The organism is Wolbachia endosymbiont (group A) of Brachyopa scutellaris, from assembly GCF_964026995.1.
GTDB lineage: Bacteria > Pseudomonadota > Alphaproteobacteria > Rickettsiales > Anaplasmataceae > Wolbachia > Wolbachia pipientis.
The window spans coordinates 303,426-319,178 of the sequence record NZ_OZ034720.1 but is presented as its reverse complement, the minus strand read 5'-3'; the positions used below and the strand labels follow the sequence as shown (position 1 = coordinate 319,178).

The window sequence follows — 15,753 nt, the reverse complement described above, 5'->3', positions numbered from 1 at the left end:
TATTATGAAAAAGCAATTATACTTCAACAATAAGCTAGTATATAAATATGAGGCTATAAATCAAAAATTTTAGCAATCTAAAGAAATTTTACTATTACCTTCTATATTGAATTCTCTACGAAGATCAGCAGACAAGTTTATGCTTTCCCAAGAAAATCCACCGTCACTTTCTGACTCTTTACCAAAATGTCCATAACAGGCTGTACGTTTATATATAGGGCAATTAAGCGATAAATGCTTGATTATGCCTTTTGTTGATAAATCTATATTATTCTCAATAAACTTTTTAATTACTCTTTCCTCTACCTTATTCGCACCAAATGTATCAATATAGAATGAAGTAGGTTTTGATACACCAATTGCATAAGAAAGCTGTACAAGACAACGTTCAGCCAAACCTGCAAAGACAATATTTTTAGCAAGGTATCTTGCCATATAAGCCGCAGATCTATCAACTTTAGTTGCATCTTTTCCGGAAAATGCCCCTCCACCGTGTGGAATATAACCTCCATAAGTATCAACCATAATTTTTCGTCCGGTTAATCCACAGTCACCAACTGGTCCACCAATAACAAATCTACCAGTTGGATTGACTAAGAGATTTTCCTCAGAACACATCCATCCTTCAGGTAAAGATGAAACTATGTAAGGGTAAATTATTTCTTTTACTTTTGATTGATCCAAATCCTCAGGGTGCTGTATTGAGACAATAATACTTTCAGCACGTACTGGAAGGTTATTCTCATATGCCAAAGTGATTTGTGACTTTGCATCTGGACCAAGTTTTGCTTCTTTAACTGCACTCATGATATTTTTCAGAATCGAGTGTGCATAAAAAATGGGTGCCGGCATAAGGTTTTCTGTCTCTATTGTTGCATAGCCATACATTATGCCCTGATCCCCAGCACCTTGATCCAACCCTATTGCAATGTCATTTGATTGCTCATGCAGCAATATATTTACCTTCACTTTTTTCCAGTGGAAACCATCATGCTCATAACCAATATCTTTTATTGTATTCCGTACAATACTTTTAATCTTGCTATTCTTAATGTTAGGCCCAAACACTTCCCCAGCTATAATAACGTTATCTTTGGTGACTAAAGTCTCTATTGCAGCTCGCGCAAAAGGATCAGTAAAAAGGTATTTATCAAGTATTGCATCTGAAATTTGATCTGCTACTTTATCTGGATGACCAGCCGCAACTGATTCACTGGTTACTAAATTTTTATACAAACTCATGTTTTTGCTTATACAATATCAAAACCGCTATACAAAACACAGTTAGTAACTACTAAATGGTGGGTCTGGGAAGAGTTGAACCTCCGACCTCACGCTTATCAGGCGTGCGCTCTAACCACCTGAGCTACAGACCCATGATTTATTCAAGCTGAAGCTTTCATATTATCTGTAGGCACGATATCAATAAAAGTCTTTTTATTTGCTGACCTTCTAAAACTGACCCAGCCTTCTACTTTGGCAAAAATCGTATGATCTTTACCTATACCAACATTCTTCCCAGGATGGAATTTTGTGCCTCTTTGGCGCACAATTATGTTACCAGGAATAACCTTCCCATTCTTCTTTATTCCTAACCTACGACCCGCTGAATCTCTACCATTACAGGAACTACCACCTGATTTTTTAGTTGCCATATCTTACCTCTTACTTTTGAAGACTAATTTCATTTATACGAAGAACAGTTATATACTGCCTATGACCAGTTTTCCTACGGTAATTTTTTCTTCTTTTCTTCTTAAAGATTATAATTTTTTCCCCCCTGCACTGCTCCAACACTTCAGCTTTAACAGTAACATTAGATGAATAAGATAAGCCATTATTTGAAATACAAATCACCTTATTGATTTCCACCTCTTTTTTTTCTTCAGCTTCTAACTTCTCTACCTTTATTATACTACCTTCTTTTACTAAATATTGCTTTCCACCAGTCTCAATTACTGCAAACATGATAAATATAAATTATTGTTATTAACTTTAATCGTAAACGATGTCATATACGCTGTCAATATAAATAAAAAGCATGACTTAACGTTCTTTTTGAGCTATCTAAACACTTCTATCTTTCTTCACCCTTTATCTACTTTTTCTCAGACAGTAGACTTCTTGCATAACCTAAGCAGAAAAAAGGCAAATAGTTATTATAGCTCTAAGTTTACCGACGATAAGAACCGTCATTCAAGTAGCCCCTCCCTGCCATCCAAGTAGCCTTCTCTTCCTGTCATCTAAGTAGCCTCCTTCTCCTGTCATCCCAGTGCCCAGACACTGGGATCCAGGTTGGATACTGAGTTGGTGAGTATAAAAGTGTTGTGTTATGGCTAACGCTAACTCTACGTCATACTGCGATTCATTCGCGGTATCTCATCCGTTAACACGTAGCGGGATACTTAACCTTCATACCGCGATTCATTCGCGGTATCTCTAGATCCCGCTCACAAGCAGCGGGATGACGGTTGTCGTTTAGTCATAAATATTTAAGAAATTTACCAAATGAAAAAAAAGGCAAAAGAAACCCCGTGGTGCTGGTTTTGACCCTCTAATACTTTAAATTGGCGCTATAATAATGTACTGACGCTTAGTTTAAGCGCGGTTTGGCCGAATGTAGAAAAAATTTAAAAGACATGCAGCAGCTATAATTTTATGTAATCCGCCAAAAGATACCCTGAGTTTTTTACTGAATTTTGTCATTGAACCTGCGCAGATCAAAAACAAGTTTTGAGTCAAAAATACCCTTAATACTATAATAAGGGGGCTGGCGAAGTTTGTAAAGCAATTTTTTTTGTTTCTATTGAATGACAGTTGTGGCCTGGGAGGTAATGCAAGAAGTCTAATATAATTACAGCGAATTACTTTATTCTCTTAATCACCTGCTTTTCCCTTGCTATTGCAAGGCTTTTTTCTGGTACATCCTCAACTATAACACTACCTGCTGCAATTACAGATTCATCATGAATATTAAGCGGCGCAATTAGTGAGCTATTGGCGCCAACAAAGCAATTGCTCCCTATATTCGTTTCATGTTTATTTTTCCCATCATAATTACAAACAATAGTGCCTGCTCCTATATTACTCTCCTGCCCTACTTTAGCATTTCCTATATAACTTAAGTGTTTTATTCTAGTGTTTTGACCAACTTCACTTGTTTTCACTTCCACAAAATTTCCTATTTTTGCCTTATTACCAATTGTTGTGTTTCCGCGTATTCTGGTAAATGGACCGACCTCAGCATTACTTTTAATTAAGCAGTTTTCTAAATGCGAAAATGGCAGTATTTTCGCACCAGACTCTATTTTCACTCCAGTACCGAAAAAAACATATGGGTAAATAACTGAATCTCTGGCAATTTGCGTATCAAGAGAAAAGAAAACAGTCTCTGGTGCAACAAGCGTTACTCCGGAGTCGGTAAAAACTTTTCTTTTATTTTCTTGAAAGTAAAATTCAGCTTTTATAAGGTCATTTCTGTTATTTATTCCAGTTGCCTCTTCTCCACCGGTAATAACGTAACCGACATTTAAATTACTCTTCACTGCAATAGAAACTATATCAGTCAAATAATATTCATGAGTTGAGCTATTGCACTCTATTTTCTCCACCAATTCACGTAAATTCTTTGCACATGCCACCATTATTCCAGCATTGGCAAGAAATTCTTCATGATTATTTTTATCACTCTTTGCTTCTACGATTTCTCTTAAGGAACCATTCTCAATAATTAACCTACCGTATTCTTTATTGCTTGTCCTAAAACCTAGGCAAACTAGAGCCTTGCCTTCTAAATAACTAATCATTTTAGTTATTGTGCTGCTTTTTATGAGCGGAGTATCCCCATACTGCACAACAACTATGCTTGAATCTGGCAATTCTCTTAGGTTTCTCATTGCAGTTTTGACTGCATCTCCAGTGCCAAGTGTTAATTCTTGTGTAATTAACTGTATATCCTTAAAGCACTTTAGTCTTTCAATTAAAGGCAGATCAACTACAACAGCTATGTTTTCAGGATTTAGCTGTTTTGCATTGTAAATGATATGCTGGAGCATGGAAAAACTGCCTATTTTGTGTAGGACCTTAGGCAAATCTGAATTCATCCGCCTGCCATGCCCGGCAGCAAGTATGATAAAAGTATGAGCTTTATTTATCACTTATCTTAAAGATGAAAAATGAAAACCATAATGATCAAGCCAGCTGATTTTGTTGTCATAAAAGCTCCTCAAGTCGCTAATTTGATATTTTAGCATTGCAAGCCTTTCTATACCAATGCCAAACGCAAAACCGTTGTATTTAGTATGGTCTATTCCAACATTTTGAAATACATTTGGATGCGTCATACCGCATCCCAGTACTTCTATCCATTTACTACCTTTATAACTTATGTCCACTTCTGCAGAAGGCTCGGTAAAAGGGAAAAAACTATTACGAAAACGTATCTTCAGCCCTTTATCTCCAAAAAACTTATTAAGGAAGTGATGAATAGTAAATTTTAACTGGCCCATATTGACGTTTTCATCGACATATAACCCTTCTATCTGGTGAAACATAGGAGTATGAGTTGCATCAAAGTCATTTCTGTATACTCTACCTGCGGCTACTATTTTAATTGGGAAATTTTTTGTTTTTTCCATGGTTCTAATCTGTACAGATGAGGTGTGAGTGCGCAGTACCATTCTTTTATCGTTTATTTTATTCTTTAAGTAGAAGGTATCTTGCTCCTCTCGCGCAGGATGATGACTTGGAGTATTCAGTGCATCAAATACATGAAATTCATCTTCAATGTCAGGGCCATCAACTGCTTTAAAACCCATATGTGCAAAAATAAGCTTTACTTCATTTATAACTTTACTGAGTGGATGGATCTTGCCAATTTTTTCTGGTCTAACGGGCAACGTAATATCAACTGCCTCGTTCTGCAATTTAAAGTTAACTTCTTCTGTTTTTAGTACATTTTCCCTATTCATGATAAGATGATCTATCTTATCACGTAAAGCGTTAATAACTGCGCCTAAATCACGCTTTTTCTCTGCATTTTCTATCTTTTTTAAGTTATCAAAATAAGCTCTAACTACACCCTTTTTTCCCAAATATAATAGCCTAACTTTTTCTAAATCTTGCAAAGAAGAAGCATTCTCAATTTCGGAAACTGCTTTATCTTCAAGTGAAAGTATGTCATCTAATAACTCTTTATTCATCTTAAAAACGCTGGCTTAAACTTTCATTATAGTGAAATTTTAAATATCATCAACAATCCGAAAAATTGCCCTATTCTAATTATTAACTTATTGACTAATTAATCTTTTTTATTTACCTTTACGTTGATGAATTTGCTGTATCAACTATGCACAACAGTAACACTGAAACTAAGAATAAGTATAAAATAGAGGATTTACCTAAGCTCTTTAAGGAAAAATCCAAAAACATAAGTAAAGCATTTTCTAGCGAAACAATTAAGATCAGTACTATTCGCTCGAGAAGTATTGAAAGTAATATACAAGAATTTTCATTTGAGCTAACAGCAACAGATAAAGACACCTTTAATATAAGATTATTTCGAATAAACTCTTTAATTAATTTTTTCAAAATCTGCCTTTCCCGGGAAAAAAATTTTACAGCAAACATAAAAGTGCCCAAAGAAAGCAGTGAACTATATAATAACTACTGTAAAACTAACAGTTATAAAACTGTAGAAGAATTCGTAAATAATGCTCCGCCTCAAATCCTTCTGCAGGGCACAACGATAACGCTACAAACAGACGTTGAAAACATTAACCTGGACAACTTGCACCAAATCGAGTTATTTCTAAATGAAAAGCTACAACATGCAGAAAAAACTGAAAATGAAGACAAAAAAGAACAGAGTGAAGCTAACCAAAAAAATGCACAAAATAGACAAATCGTACCAGTTACAGGCTCATTTGGCTTCGATGTAACAAATAATGGAAAACAAGTTACACGCGCTTCGATAGCAGTTGCTGTAATGCATGAAAACGTTTTCTGGTTTAGATCTTTTTTCTGTCTGCCCAATCTTTTTAATACGTCACAATTCTTTTCCCAACAATTGCCAAAATTTTCTATACAGAGCAACAATATACTATTTGATGTCATTCCAGCGCTTGACCAGGAAAAAAGAAACATGGATCCAAGTAGTCAAGCTACTCGGATGACAGGGGGTAGTATAGAAAATCCAATACCTCAAGAAGCAGAACAGAATGTAGGTCAAACTACTTCGCACACAGAGTATTTTAAAGCTAATAGAAAAAAATCGAAAAAGCAATCTCAAGAACTACCAGAAGAAGAAAAACAATCTACCATAAAACAAGCACGAAATGATGCTAGAGTAGCTATGATAGATAACCAAATTGAGCACAGGGGGAAAAAACTCGATAAAATATTTATTGAAGTGATGAGTGGATACAAAAATCAAGATCCAGAAACATTTTGCAATATTTTCAGCTCAGTATTCAATATTGTTTACTTTCAAGATAAACAATTACATGCAATATTAGAGCCAGGCGAAATATCAGAAATATTACAGATACTCGAAAGGCCACAACCTCTTAGTAACTCACTTTTAGGTAAAGAATATTTACAAAAACAAGCATATAGAAAAAAAGAGCAATTGCTTAAATTAGTTTCAGGTGTTTATATACAACAACCTTCTCCACAACATGAAAATACTCCTCATAAATCTACAAACCCTTTACCAATTAAAGATCTTTCACCAGCAACAAATGAAGCTAAAACTCTACCACCTACTAACATTACACTCAAATCATCATTAAAAACTGTATTTTCCTCAAAAAAGGCTTATTTTTGTCTATTTATAATAGTAGCATCTGCATCAACACTTTGCTTATGGCATTTTCCGTTAGGAAAAGTGTCAATGTTAAAAGGATTAGTGCCACCAGAAAAAAGAGAAAGTATTGGGCTAGCATTGAACATAGGGTTACCAATATTAACTGCATTATGTGTTCTGAGTTTGGCTTATTTCATATATTCTGAATATTCTATAGAATCTATTGAACAAGTAAGTGAAAACGATCCCCTTTCTCGCGCCTATAGCTAGTGCAGGCTCAGTTTTCCTACGTCATACCGTCACGGTATCTCTAGATCCCGCTAACACGTAGCGGGATGACGAATTTGTCGTTTTTTAAATTGTCGGTAAACCAGAATTACTTTAACTATAACAAAATAGAAATAAGTTGTTGTAAAAAATTTTTCATGGTAAAATTATTTATTTTCACCATATGTTTAAAGGAATTATCACAGATATCGGGACTATAACTGATACTACCACTCACTCCAACTCTGATCAAATTTTCCATATCAAGACACAAAATTTATCCTCTATAAATAAAGGAGATTCAATAGCTTGCTCTGGTGTGTGTTTAACTGTTGTTGATATAATGAGCGATACATTTACAGTCCAAGCATCTCAAGAAACTATGAAGGTTGCTAACTTAAATACGTGGAGAATAGGAAAAAAAATAAATCTCGAACAAGCAATGAGATTAAGCGATAAGATCGATGGCCACCTGGTTCAGGGTCATGTTGATGGGATAGTAAAAATTTTAACAATTAATCAAAATTTAGATTCTCATGAAATCAAACTATCGTGCCCACAAGAATTAATTAAATTTGTTGCAAAAAAAAGCTCCGTTACACTAGATGGGGTTTCCCTCACAGTGAATTCAGTTATTAATCAGGAATTTACAGTAAATATCACTCCCTATACATGGGAAAATACAACTTTTCAGTACAACAAAGTAAATGATTATTTGAATTTAGAAATTGACATGATCGCTAGGTATTTAGATCAATTGATGCAGCATAAATACAATTAATTTTACAACCTTGTTATTTACAACTATTATATCTTGAAAACCATATAGATATAAAACATGCTTTTCGATAGCCTAATTATCTTCATTGTTGTTCTATGCGTAATAATCTCGGTAACTAGAGGCTTTATAAAAGAGCTATGCGCACTAATGTTTCTATTTTTATCGGTCTTTCTGACAGCTAATCACTATGATTTTTTCACTCCAAATTATAGTAAATATTTTGATTCTAAAGTTACACTAAACATACTTTCTACAATCTCTGTATTTATTATACTTAATCTTATATTCATGATAATAAATAACTGGCTAATGTACATATTATCACCCATAAGGTTGGGGTTTATCGATAGAGTTACTGGAATCTTTCTCGGAGTGCTTAAAGGAATATTGCTCTCTTATGTATTATTTTTTGCTGTGCACTTATATTGCTACACAGTATATGACAAAAAAGAGGGAGAGTATAAAATAGAAGCAGAAGACATATTGCCTAATTGGATAATAAATTCACACTCTTATCAGGCTTTATTTGTGACAGCAGAAGAAGTAATTGACATATATGTACCAGAGTCGTTGATACTAAAAATAAAAGAGATCGGTGGAGAAATGGTTGATCAAGAAAAACCTAAAAACAATAAAAAAGAAGAGTAAATATTTATTTATAAATATTTTCATTGGGAGTATTCAAAAAGCCATATGTGTCAGGTTAAGAGCACAGAATTTTTTACTGGAAATATTAATTTTGTTTTAGCAATAAATCAACTTAAGGTCATAATATCTTGACATTTATTTAATGTTGCTATATAATAGCTATGTACATTTTGTGTACTATAGCAATAAAATTACCTTGTAATAGGTGTATTGGACCCGAGGGCAGTACTCGGCGTCTCCACCATGTTTTTTAATTTATACGGGGACGAATAAGGATCGACATGCATAGTAAAGATGGTAGCTTTGCTCGGTTAGACACCACCGCTAAGAGTTCATAATTTAAATGCAAACGATAACTTTGCTGCTGGTAGTAATGAATGTTGTGTTGCTGCTTAATTTAGCACAACCAATTTATTACTAAAGCACGGTTCAGGGAACGCCGGGTAACAGAAGTTCCCCCAAAATTTACGTATGTGAAAGTTATATGGAGCAAACAGATTACAAAAAACTGCTTAATTCTGCTAAGTTTCAAGTTATCAAAAAGACTTTAGATGTTATATCAGGTAATGGTTTTATCCCTGACTTAGAAATATTATTTTTCACATATTTTAATGGTGTGACCATGCCAGATCGTTTGAAAAAGTCATACCCTACTCAAATGCTTATTATATTACAGCATCAATTCTATGATTTAAAAGTTTCTGAGGATAAATTTAGCATCAGTTTGAGTTTTCAAGGAAAACAAGAGCGAATTACTATACCGTTTTTTGCTATTAGTGAGTTTCGTGATAAAATTTCAGGAGATGTTTTAATATTTGACAAAATCAGTATCGACTCTGATAAAGAATACAAAAGTGAAAAATGTACTGAAAAACTATCAAACGGTAGTATTATATCCATAGATCAACTGCGTGATGAGTAACTGCTCATCTTTATAAACAAAAAATATTAATAGAAAAAAGTGGTCTAACTTAAGTAATAGAATAGAGGGTAGATAAATATGCTAAATCTTTAATTATTTATTAACGCAGGTGGCAAAATTTTTCTTACATATCATCAACTTCCTTTATTGAAAAATTCAGAAAAATGTTGTATAATTATTAGTAGACTTTGGTAAAACATATGACAGATTCAGGAATTAGTATAACTTTTGACCCAAAAACTTCACATAACCTTACTAAGTTAGCTGAAATCACCAAGGAATCCGTTCAAGAACTAGCAAAAAGGTTAGTCATCGAAGGAATCGAGTGCGAAGTAGAAGATATTGCGTTATATAAAACTATTAAGGAATGTGAGGATGTAGACTGGAATACAGTACTATCTGAAAGGGAGAGGACATAAACTGAAATACGATATTGTCTACTCAAAAAACTTTACTGAAAGAGATTTTCTAAATCTTCCAAAAACAATAAGATCAAGGATTACAAAAGCGATAAACGAGCGGCTTACAACTGATCCAATTAAATTTGGTAAACCATTACGTGGCAGGCTAAAAGGGTATAGAAGAATAAGGGTTAGTGATTATCGAATTATTTATACTGTAAATATTGCAAAACATAAGGTATTTGTTGCTACAGCAGGACATAGAGACACCATTTATGAGAAGGCTACTTGATAAACATTAAATATATTTTTATACAGCCCTCCTTCCTTCCTTCCTTTCTTTATTGAAAAATTAAAAAAAATGTTGTATAATTATTAGTGGACTTTGGTAAAACATATGGCAAATTCAGGCATTAACATAGCTCTTAGCGAAGAAACTTTAAAGCATCTTGCTGAATTATCTGAATTTACTAAACAGCCCGTTCAAGAATTAGCAGGAAAACTATTTAGAGAAGCAGTTGAGCTTGAAATGGAGGATTTTTTAGTATCTAAAATTTCTGATGAGCGTGATGTTGAAGGTGCAGAAACAGTTGATTTTGAAGATATTAAGTGGGATTAGAGCGTTACAAGGTTAAGTCTCTAAAGAGTGTTGTTGAAAAAGATTTACCAAACCTTCCAAAGACAATAAGGCTAAGAGTTCAAAAGGCTATAAAAGAACGTCTTACAGTTGACCCAATAAATTTTGGTGAACCACTACATCATAACTTAAAAGGACGTAGAAGGCTAAGAGTTGGTGACTATTGTGTAATTTACAGAGTAAATCAATTAGATCATATAGTAACTATCACAGAGATAGGACATAGAGATGATATTTATAAGAAATAAATATCAACATTAATATATATTATACACCCCTCCTTCCTTGTCCATTCTCTACTTTAGGTGGCTTTGCGCAGCTCAAAAAATGAAGTTTTTTTGGTTCAGCAAAAACAACATTTTGAGTTTGAAAAGGCTAAATATAGCATTTCTCATAATAGTCCGAACAGGTCATAGGAAGGCAGAATCAACAGCACGACGAAAGGATTCGAATAGAGGAATGTTTTTCCTGGCTCTGTTTTTTATAGCAAACCAATGATGCTCAATTTTGTTGAAATCTGGAGAATAAGGCGGCAGATACAAAATTTCTGCACCAACCCCTTTAGCAAGCTCGATAATCTTATCAGACTTATGAAAAGTAGCATTGTCAAGAATGACAGTCTGTCCAGGTTCCAAGATCGGTGTCAAAAATTGCTCAAACCATCCATTAAAAACATCCATATTACAGTGGCCTTCAAAGGTTAACGGAACAACTATCTTTCTTCCACTTAAGGCTGCAACCATACTGATTCGTTGAGTTTTCTTTCCAGATTTTAAGGCATAAAACCGCTGTCCTTTCTGGCAATATCCGTAGGGGTAGTCTTCGGTGTTATCAATGCCAGACTCATCTATATACACTAAGTTTTTAGGTTCTTTTGTCGCTATAATTTTCAAAAATTCAGCACGTTTTTCTTCGTTTCTTTCCTTGTATCCATATGTCTTTTTTTGCGCGTAAATCCAATTTTTTTAAGGGCTCGATAGATCGTTTGGATACTAACGTTGTTCCAAAGTTTAGCCATTTCCGATAGAGTCTTTCCTCCGTGTTCTCTGGCAAATTTGGCAAAGGTATCCCAGTCGGTAATTTTGTGATTGTAACCCCCATTTCCAAGTTTTTTTGATTGAAAGTCTCCTGTTTCTTTTCTTCTTTGCTGCCACTCCCATAAAGTAGTTCGTCCAATCTTAAATCTTGCTGCCACTGTTTCTCTGCTTTCTCCTTCGTCTAGCGCTTCCATTGCTTTTTTTCTTAAATCATAACTATATGCTGCTGGCATTCAACCTCCTTATCATCATCTATCCTTATCCTATCACATCCGGACTTTTATGGAAAGAGCTATACTTGTCTTTTATATAACTTTCGTGTAATAGATATGTATGCATCCAATCATATATCTACTCAATACGTTACTTGATCTTTATAGCTTCATTCTAATATGTTGGGTTGTCCTAAACTGGCTGGTTAAACTTAATATGGTGAACATATATAATGAAACTGTCAGTAGCATAATGCACATCTTGAACCAATTGACATATCCACCACTAAAGATTATTAGAAGATATATACCACCGTTCAACGGATTAGATTTATCTATAATGATATTGCTAATAACAATTCACTTTGTAAAATATACAGTAGCTTACTACTTTAGGTAGATGTTAAAAAAATATCTAAAATCAGCAATATATCTATCCCTTTTAATATATATATATATATCAGTTTTTAGCTATAACTATAAAGATCCTTCCTTAAACACGGCTACAAATGAGGAAGTGACAAATTTAGGTGGAATAGTAGGTTCATATTTAGCTGATATATTGGTTCAATTTCTTGGATTAACTAGTGTTACAATAGCTACAACCATAGTTTACTTGTTGATCTTCAGGCCAGCAAAAATACTGCTGAAAATTCTCTATTTAATATTAATCAATTTAGGGGTATCTGCTATATTACCACAACTTTCGCTAGGCATCACAGCAAGGTACAGACACAGTGGAATAATAGGGAATGCACTCGTTAATAACTGCCCGTTTTATGTATTTGTGATAGTAACATTAATAGGTCTTGTAGGATCTGTTGGTTGGAAGAGAACAATTTACTCTCTATTCTTCTTATGTAAAAAAATAGCTTGCTTATTTGTAAATGTTCCATTCTTCAGATCACATAAAACTGCTGAATATTCAGTTGCACCATTAGTAGTAGAAGAAAAACATAAAACTAAAATCACTACTAAACAACAACCAAAAGAAAGACAGAAAAAAGCTACCGAAGAAATTTTTAAACCTTCCAGTGAGTTCGAATTTCCAAGCATTCATTTACTTTCCAAAGCAGAGGAGTCTTTGCAGAGAAAACAGCTGAATGAAATGGAGAGCAATAAAAATTTATCTCTGCTGGAACAAGTCCTGAGTGATTTTGGCGTGCAAGGAAAAATTATCAGTGTATGCTATGGGCCGGTTGTGACTTTATACAAACTTGAACCACAAGCTGGTACGAAATCTGCAAGAGTAATTGGCCTTGCAGATGACATTGCACGTTCGATGAGTGCACTCTCTGCACGTATTTCAATAATTCGTGGGCAAAATGCTATGGGAATAGAGTTGCCGAACAAGGAACGGGAAATTGTAATGCTGCGTGATTTGCTTGAATCACCAGAATACCAAAATGCAAACTTAAATCTTCCAATTGCGCTTGGCAAAGAAATAAGTGGAAAACCAGTTATTGCAGATCTAACTAAAATGCCTCACTTGCTCGTTGCTGGAACCACAGGGTCTGGTAAATCAGTTGCGATTAACACTATGATTCTTTCACTCGTTTATCGATTAAGTCCTGACGAATGCAAGATGATAATGATCGACCCCAAAATGCTTGAGCTTTCAATATATGATGCAATACCACATCTAATAACGCCAGTAGTAACAGAGCCAAAAAAGGCTGTAGTCGCTCTTAAGTGGATAGTGAAAGAAATGGAAAACCGCTATCGCATGATGTCGTATTTGAATGTACGCAATGTTATAAACTATAATCAAAAAATCACAGAAGCGATGAATAGTGGAATAGAATTGGAGCGCGTTGTGCAGATTGGCTTTAACTCAACAACAGGCAAACCTCTGTTTGAAAAAATACCAATCAAGATGGAAACATTTCCATATATTGTAGTGATCGTGGATGAAATGGCAGATTTGATGCTTGTTGCCGGCAAAGAAATAGAGTGCTCTATTCAACGCTTAGCTCAGATGGCTCGTGCTGCAGGAATACACATCATAATGGCAACACAACGCCCATCTGTGGATGTGATCACAGGTGTGATAAAGGCGAACTTTCCAACGAGAATCAGTTTTGCTGTTACTTCTAAGATAGATAGCCGTACAATACTTGGCGAACAAGGGGCTGAACAATTGCTCGGCATGGGTGACATGCTCTATATGGCCTCTGGTGGTAAGATCATTCGAGTTCACGGCCCATTTGTAAGTGATAATGAGGTGCAAGATATAGTTGATCATCTAAAAATGCAAGGTGAGCCAAATTATATGGAGGAAATCACCAAAGAAGATGAAAATTCTTCTGTGGAATCAGAAGGTGAAACAGAGGATGAAGAAAACGACCTCTACAATCAAGCAGTGGCCATCATTCAAAGAGATCAAAAAGTTTCAACCAGTTACATTCAGCGACAACTTAGAATAGGCTATAACAGAGCTGCAAATATTGTTGAAAGAATGGAAAAAGAAGGTATTGTCAGCTCTCCAAATTACTCAGGAAAGAGAGAGATATTGGTTGAATAACAGGGCTTCTTTCTTAACTTAAGTTTCTACACCCTCAAAAAGCAAGTCAAACAAAATTATTAAAAGATCAATACATAATAACAGTTGATTTAATACTAATTTAAGTACTAAGAACGTACAATAGTAATATATTAATTAGCTAGGGGGTAAAAATGTCAACAAATTGGTTTCATGATTTGTTATTCGGTTCTAATGAATCGACAATAAAAACACTAGAAAAACTTCAACAGATTGATGCTGAGAAGTTTGAAGAGGTATTTAGTGCATTAAAAGAATGGCAAGAAGCTCAAAAGATTGATGCTAAACAGTTTGAAGAGGTATTTAGTGCATTAAAAGAATGGCAAGAAGCTCAAAAGATTGATGCTAAACAGTTTGAAGAGGTATTTAGTGCATTAAAAGAAAAGATTGGTACTGAGCAGTTTCAAGGTATGCAAGAGCACTTAAACGGCCTGCAAGAAAAAGTGGAAACACTCACAGAAGCAGTAGGAGAACAAGAAAAAACACTACTAATTTGTACCATAGCCACTGCTGTTGCCGCAATAGCGATAACTTCTTTTGTTGCATTCTGTATCTATCAGGGAGTTAAGCTTGAGAGGGAGAAAGAAAAGAACTCGCTTGATCAAGATACACCAAAAGCAAAACTTGATTATGTAGATACCACCGATGGCACTGAAAAGGGGCGTATACAAATGCCAAACTAAGTTGCATAACACTCTTCTCGAGAAGGTGTTACGCAACTTGTAACACCTTACTCTTCTCTCAGCCTATGTAGGTTTTTGATAGTAAATATATCACTTTTTAGAAAAATATTTGTATTGTAAAGTTAGTAAAGATTCTGGTTTACTTAAAGTTTGTTAATTGCTATCTTTTAAAACACGATATTTACTATAGCACCATATGCTTAGGATTTTTTCTAAAGTTTTGTTTATATTAATATTTTTGGTTTCTAGCTTTTTTACTGTGCATAGTGCTGAAGCTAAATCTAAGCTCAGTAAGAGATACATACCTCCTGATAACCCTGGTGGTGCAAACTTTCATACAGATGAGGATTTTGCTGAGTCATATAAACTGTATGAGAAGCGTAGGGAGCTCCTCAAGAAAAAAAAGTTACAAGATCGAGCTATAAATAAAGAAGATCTAATCAAAAAATTAAAAGAGAAAAAAATTGCTAGTCTTGATAATGAGCTAAATGACATGGAAGCGTGCATAGTCGACGATGAAGAGAGCGCTATGATAAATCAGCATGGTATTAATATCGCACGTTTAAAGGGTGCTGTATTTATAGATCAAGAGCCAGTTTCTCAGTATGAAAGTAAGCAGCATGAAAGTGAACAACAAGAAGGGAAGAAAGTTACTTCAACACGAGAAAAGAAAGTTTCTCCTATAAATATCACTATAAAAGAAACTCCTTCAAGAAGAACGTGCTCACATGATTCTATTGCTAATTTGGATAACGTAGATGCTTATAGTTTGAATGGTTCAAGTTCATTTGGCAGCGTAGCTGACACAGTAAAATAGT

The 15,753-nt window shown here is 34.6% G+C and carries 18 protein-coding genes, 1 tRNA gene and 1 other RNA gene; 13 read left to right on the top strand and 7 right to left on the bottom strand.

Annotated features, from left to right (window positions below; translation table 11 throughout):
• Positions 1 to 69 precede the first annotated feature (69 nt).
• The 6 genes from metK to pheS form a co-directional block, all read right to left on the bottom strand.
• Positions 70 to 1,242 carry a methionine adenosyltransferase gene (metK, locus tag AAGD93_RS01595; protein ID WP_341819647.1) on the bottom strand — a complete coding sequence of 391 codons (1,173 nt, stop codon included), beginning with the start codon at positions 1,240 to 1,242 and terminating at the stop codon, positions 70 to 72.
• A 57-nt stretch (positions 1,243 to 1,299) separates the two neighbouring features.
• A tRNA-Ile gene (locus AAGD93_RS01590) sits at positions 1,300 to 1,376 on the bottom strand.
• 9 nt (positions 1,377 to 1,385) lie between these two features.
• Positions 1,386 to 1,655, bottom strand: a complete 270-nt coding sequence (rpmA, locus tag AAGD93_RS01585) for a 50S ribosomal protein L27 (protein ID WP_038249057.1) — start codon at positions 1,653 to 1,655, stop codon at positions 1,386 to 1,388.
• 10 nt (positions 1,656 to 1,665) lie between these two features.
• On the bottom strand, positions 1,666 to 1,968 hold the full coding sequence (rplU, locus tag AAGD93_RS01580) for a 50S ribosomal protein L21 (RefSeq protein ID WP_341819646.1): 303 nt from the start codon (positions 1,966 to 1,968) through the stop codon (positions 1,666 to 1,668).
• Between the two features lie 896 nt (positions 1,969 to 2,864).
• The gene (gene glmU / locus AAGD93_RS01575) at positions 2,865 to 4,157 is read right to left on the bottom strand and encodes a bifunctional UDP-N-acetylglucosamine diphosphorylase/glucosamine-1-phosphate N-acetyltransferase GlmU (RefSeq protein WP_341819645.1); all 1,293 of its coding nucleotides are present in this window, start codon (positions 4,155 to 4,157) and stop codon (positions 2,865 to 2,867) included.
• Positions 4,158 to 5,201, bottom strand: coding sequence for a phenylalanine--tRNA ligase subunit alpha (gene pheS, locus AAGD93_RS01570; protein WP_341819644.1), 1,044 nt, complete (start codon positions 5,199 to 5,201; stop codon positions 4,158 to 4,160).
• A gap of 146 nt (positions 5,202 to 5,347) precedes the next feature.
• Between pheS and AAGD93_RS01565 the strand changes: the two genes are divergently transcribed.
• The 9 genes from AAGD93_RS01565 (at position 5,348) to AAGD93_RS01525 (ending at position 10,709) form a co-directional block, all read left to right on the top strand.
• Entirely contained in the window at positions 5,348 to 7,075 is a 1,728-nt protein-coding gene (locus AAGD93_RS01565) for a hypothetical protein (RefSeq protein ID WP_341819643.1), read from the top strand.
• 181 nt (positions 7,076 to 7,256) lie between these two features.
• Positions 7,257 to 7,853 carry a riboflavin synthase gene (locus AAGD93_RS01560; RefSeq protein ID WP_264702741.1) on the top strand — a complete coding sequence of 199 codons (597 nt, stop codon included), beginning with the start codon at positions 7,257 to 7,259 and terminating at the stop codon, positions 7,851 to 7,853.
• Between the two features lie 57 nt (positions 7,854 to 7,910).
• A complete protein-coding gene (locus AAGD93_RS01555; protein WP_341819642.1) occupies positions 7,911 to 8,501 on the top strand; it encodes a CvpA family protein in 591 nt (196 codons plus the stop codon).
• A gap of 124 nt (positions 8,502 to 8,625) precedes the next feature.
• Positions 8,626 to 8,963, top strand: a transfer-messenger RNA (tmRNA) gene (gene ssrA / locus AAGD93_RS01550).
• A 22-nt stretch (positions 8,964 to 8,985) separates the two neighbouring features.
• On the top strand, positions 8,986 to 9,423 hold the full coding sequence (locus AAGD93_RS01545; protein ID WP_341819641.1) for a ClpXP protease specificity-enhancing factor SspB: 438 nt from the start codon (positions 8,986 to 8,988) through the stop codon (positions 9,421 to 9,423).
• Positions 9,424 to 9,623: 200 nt separating this feature from the next.
• Positions 9,624 to 9,842 carry a hypothetical protein gene (locus tag AAGD93_RS01540; RefSeq protein ID WP_006279413.1) on the top strand — a complete coding sequence of 73 codons (219 nt, stop codon included), beginning with the start codon at positions 9,624 to 9,626 and terminating at the stop codon, positions 9,840 to 9,842.
• Entirely contained in the window at positions 9,811 to 10,116 is a 306-nt protein-coding gene (locus AAGD93_RS01535) for a type II toxin-antitoxin system RelE family toxin (protein ID WP_310732675.1), read from the top strand. The genes AAGD93_RS01540 and AAGD93_RS01535 overlap by 32 nt, the downstream gene beginning before the upstream one ends.
• Positions 10,117 to 10,221: 105 nt before the next feature.
• Complete coding sequence (locus tag AAGD93_RS01530; protein ID WP_006279415.1) at positions 10,222 to 10,443, top strand: hypothetical protein; 222 nt, start codon at positions 10,222 to 10,224, stop codon at positions 10,441 to 10,443.
• On the top strand, positions 10,434 to 10,709 hold the full coding sequence (locus AAGD93_RS01525) for a type II toxin-antitoxin system RelE/ParE family toxin (RefSeq protein ID WP_341819640.1): 276 nt from the start codon (positions 10,434 to 10,436) through the stop codon (positions 10,707 to 10,709). The genes AAGD93_RS01530 and AAGD93_RS01525 overlap by 10 nt, the downstream gene beginning before the upstream one ends.
• Before the next feature lie 162 nt (positions 10,710 to 10,871).
• On the opposite strand, the gene AAGD93_RS01520 is transcribed toward AAGD93_RS01525, so the two are convergent.
• A protein-coding gene (locus AAGD93_RS01520; RefSeq protein WP_264705388.1) for an IS630 family transposase occupies positions 10,872 to 11,731 on the bottom strand; the annotation gives its coding sequence in 2 pieces (ribosomal slippage) (positions 10,872 to 11,407 and positions 11,407 to 11,731; 861 coding nt in all).
• A 100-nt stretch (positions 11,732 to 11,831) separates the two neighbouring features.
• Between AAGD93_RS01520 and AAGD93_RS01515 the strand changes: the two genes are divergently transcribed.
• The 4 genes from AAGD93_RS01515 (at position 11,832) to AAGD93_RS01500 (ending at position 15,752) form a co-directional block, all read left to right on the top strand.
• A complete protein-coding gene (locus AAGD93_RS01515; protein ID WP_006279515.1) occupies positions 11,832 to 12,110 on the top strand; it encodes a YggT family protein in 279 nt (92 codons plus the stop codon).
• A complete protein-coding gene (locus tag AAGD93_RS01510; protein WP_341819639.1) occupies positions 12,111 to 14,234 on the top strand; it encodes an FtsK/SpoIIIE family DNA translocase in 2,124 nt (707 codons plus the stop codon). It abuts the gene before it with no gap.
• 152 nt (positions 14,235 to 14,386) lie between these two features.
• Positions 14,387 to 14,935, top strand: a complete 549-nt coding sequence (locus tag AAGD93_RS01505; RefSeq protein WP_341819638.1) for a hypothetical protein — start codon at positions 14,387 to 14,389, stop codon at positions 14,933 to 14,935.
• 196 nt (positions 14,936 to 15,131) lie between these two features.
• On the top strand, positions 15,132 to 15,752 hold the full coding sequence (locus AAGD93_RS01500; protein ID WP_341819637.1) for a TRP75-related protein: 621 nt from the start codon (positions 15,132 to 15,134) through the stop codon (positions 15,750 to 15,752).
• Position 15,753 lies beyond the last annotated feature (1 nt).

Coding starts and splice junctions, on each gene's coding strand:
- AAGD93_RS01530 (WP_006279415.1), top strand. CDS start 10,222: ATGGCAAATTCAGGCATTAACATAGCTCTTAGCGAAGAAACTTTAAAG.
- AAGD93_RS01565 (WP_341819643.1), top strand. CDS start 5,348: ATGCACAACAGTAACACTGAAACTAAGAATAAGTATAAAATAGAGGAT.
- AAGD93_RS01515 (WP_006279515.1), top strand. CDS start 11,832: ATGCATCCAATCATATATCTACTCAATACGTTACTTGATCTTTATAGC.
- AAGD93_RS01555 (WP_341819642.1), top strand. CDS start 7,911: ATGCTTTTCGATAGCCTAATTATCTTCATTGTTGTTCTATGCGTAATA.
- AAGD93_RS01505 (WP_341819638.1), top strand. CDS start 14,387: ATGTCAACAAATTGGTTTCATGATTTGTTATTCGGTTCTAATGAATCG.
- pheS (WP_341819644.1), bottom strand. CDS start 5,201: ATGAATAAAGAGTTATTAGATGACATACTTTCACTTGAAGATAAAGCA.
- AAGD93_RS01560 (WP_264702741.1), top strand. CDS start 7,257: ATGTTTAAAGGAATTATCACAGATATCGGGACTATAACTGATACTACC.
- rpmA (WP_038249057.1), bottom strand. CDS start 1,655: ATGGCAACTAAAAAATCAGGTGGTAGTTCCTGTAATGGTAGAGATTCA.
- rplU (WP_341819646.1), bottom strand. CDS start 1,968: ATGTTTGCAGTAATTGAGACTGGTGGAAAGCAATATTTAGTAAAAGAA.
- AAGD93_RS01500 (WP_341819637.1), top strand. CDS start 15,132: ATGCTTAGGATTTTTTCTAAAGTTTTGTTTATATTAATATTTTTGGTT.
- AAGD93_RS01545 (WP_341819641.1), top strand. CDS start 8,986: ATGGAGCAAACAGATTACAAAAAACTGCTTAATTCTGCTAAGTTTCAA.
- AAGD93_RS01540 (WP_006279413.1), top strand. CDS start 9,624: ATGACAGATTCAGGAATTAGTATAACTTTTGACCCAAAAACTTCACAT.
- AAGD93_RS01510 (WP_341819639.1), top strand. CDS start 12,111: ATGTTAAAAAAATATCTAAAATCAGCAATATATCTATCCCTTTTAATA.
- metK (WP_341819647.1), bottom strand. CDS start 1,242: ATGAGTTTGTATAAAAATTTAGTAACCAGTGAATCAGTTGCGGCTGGT.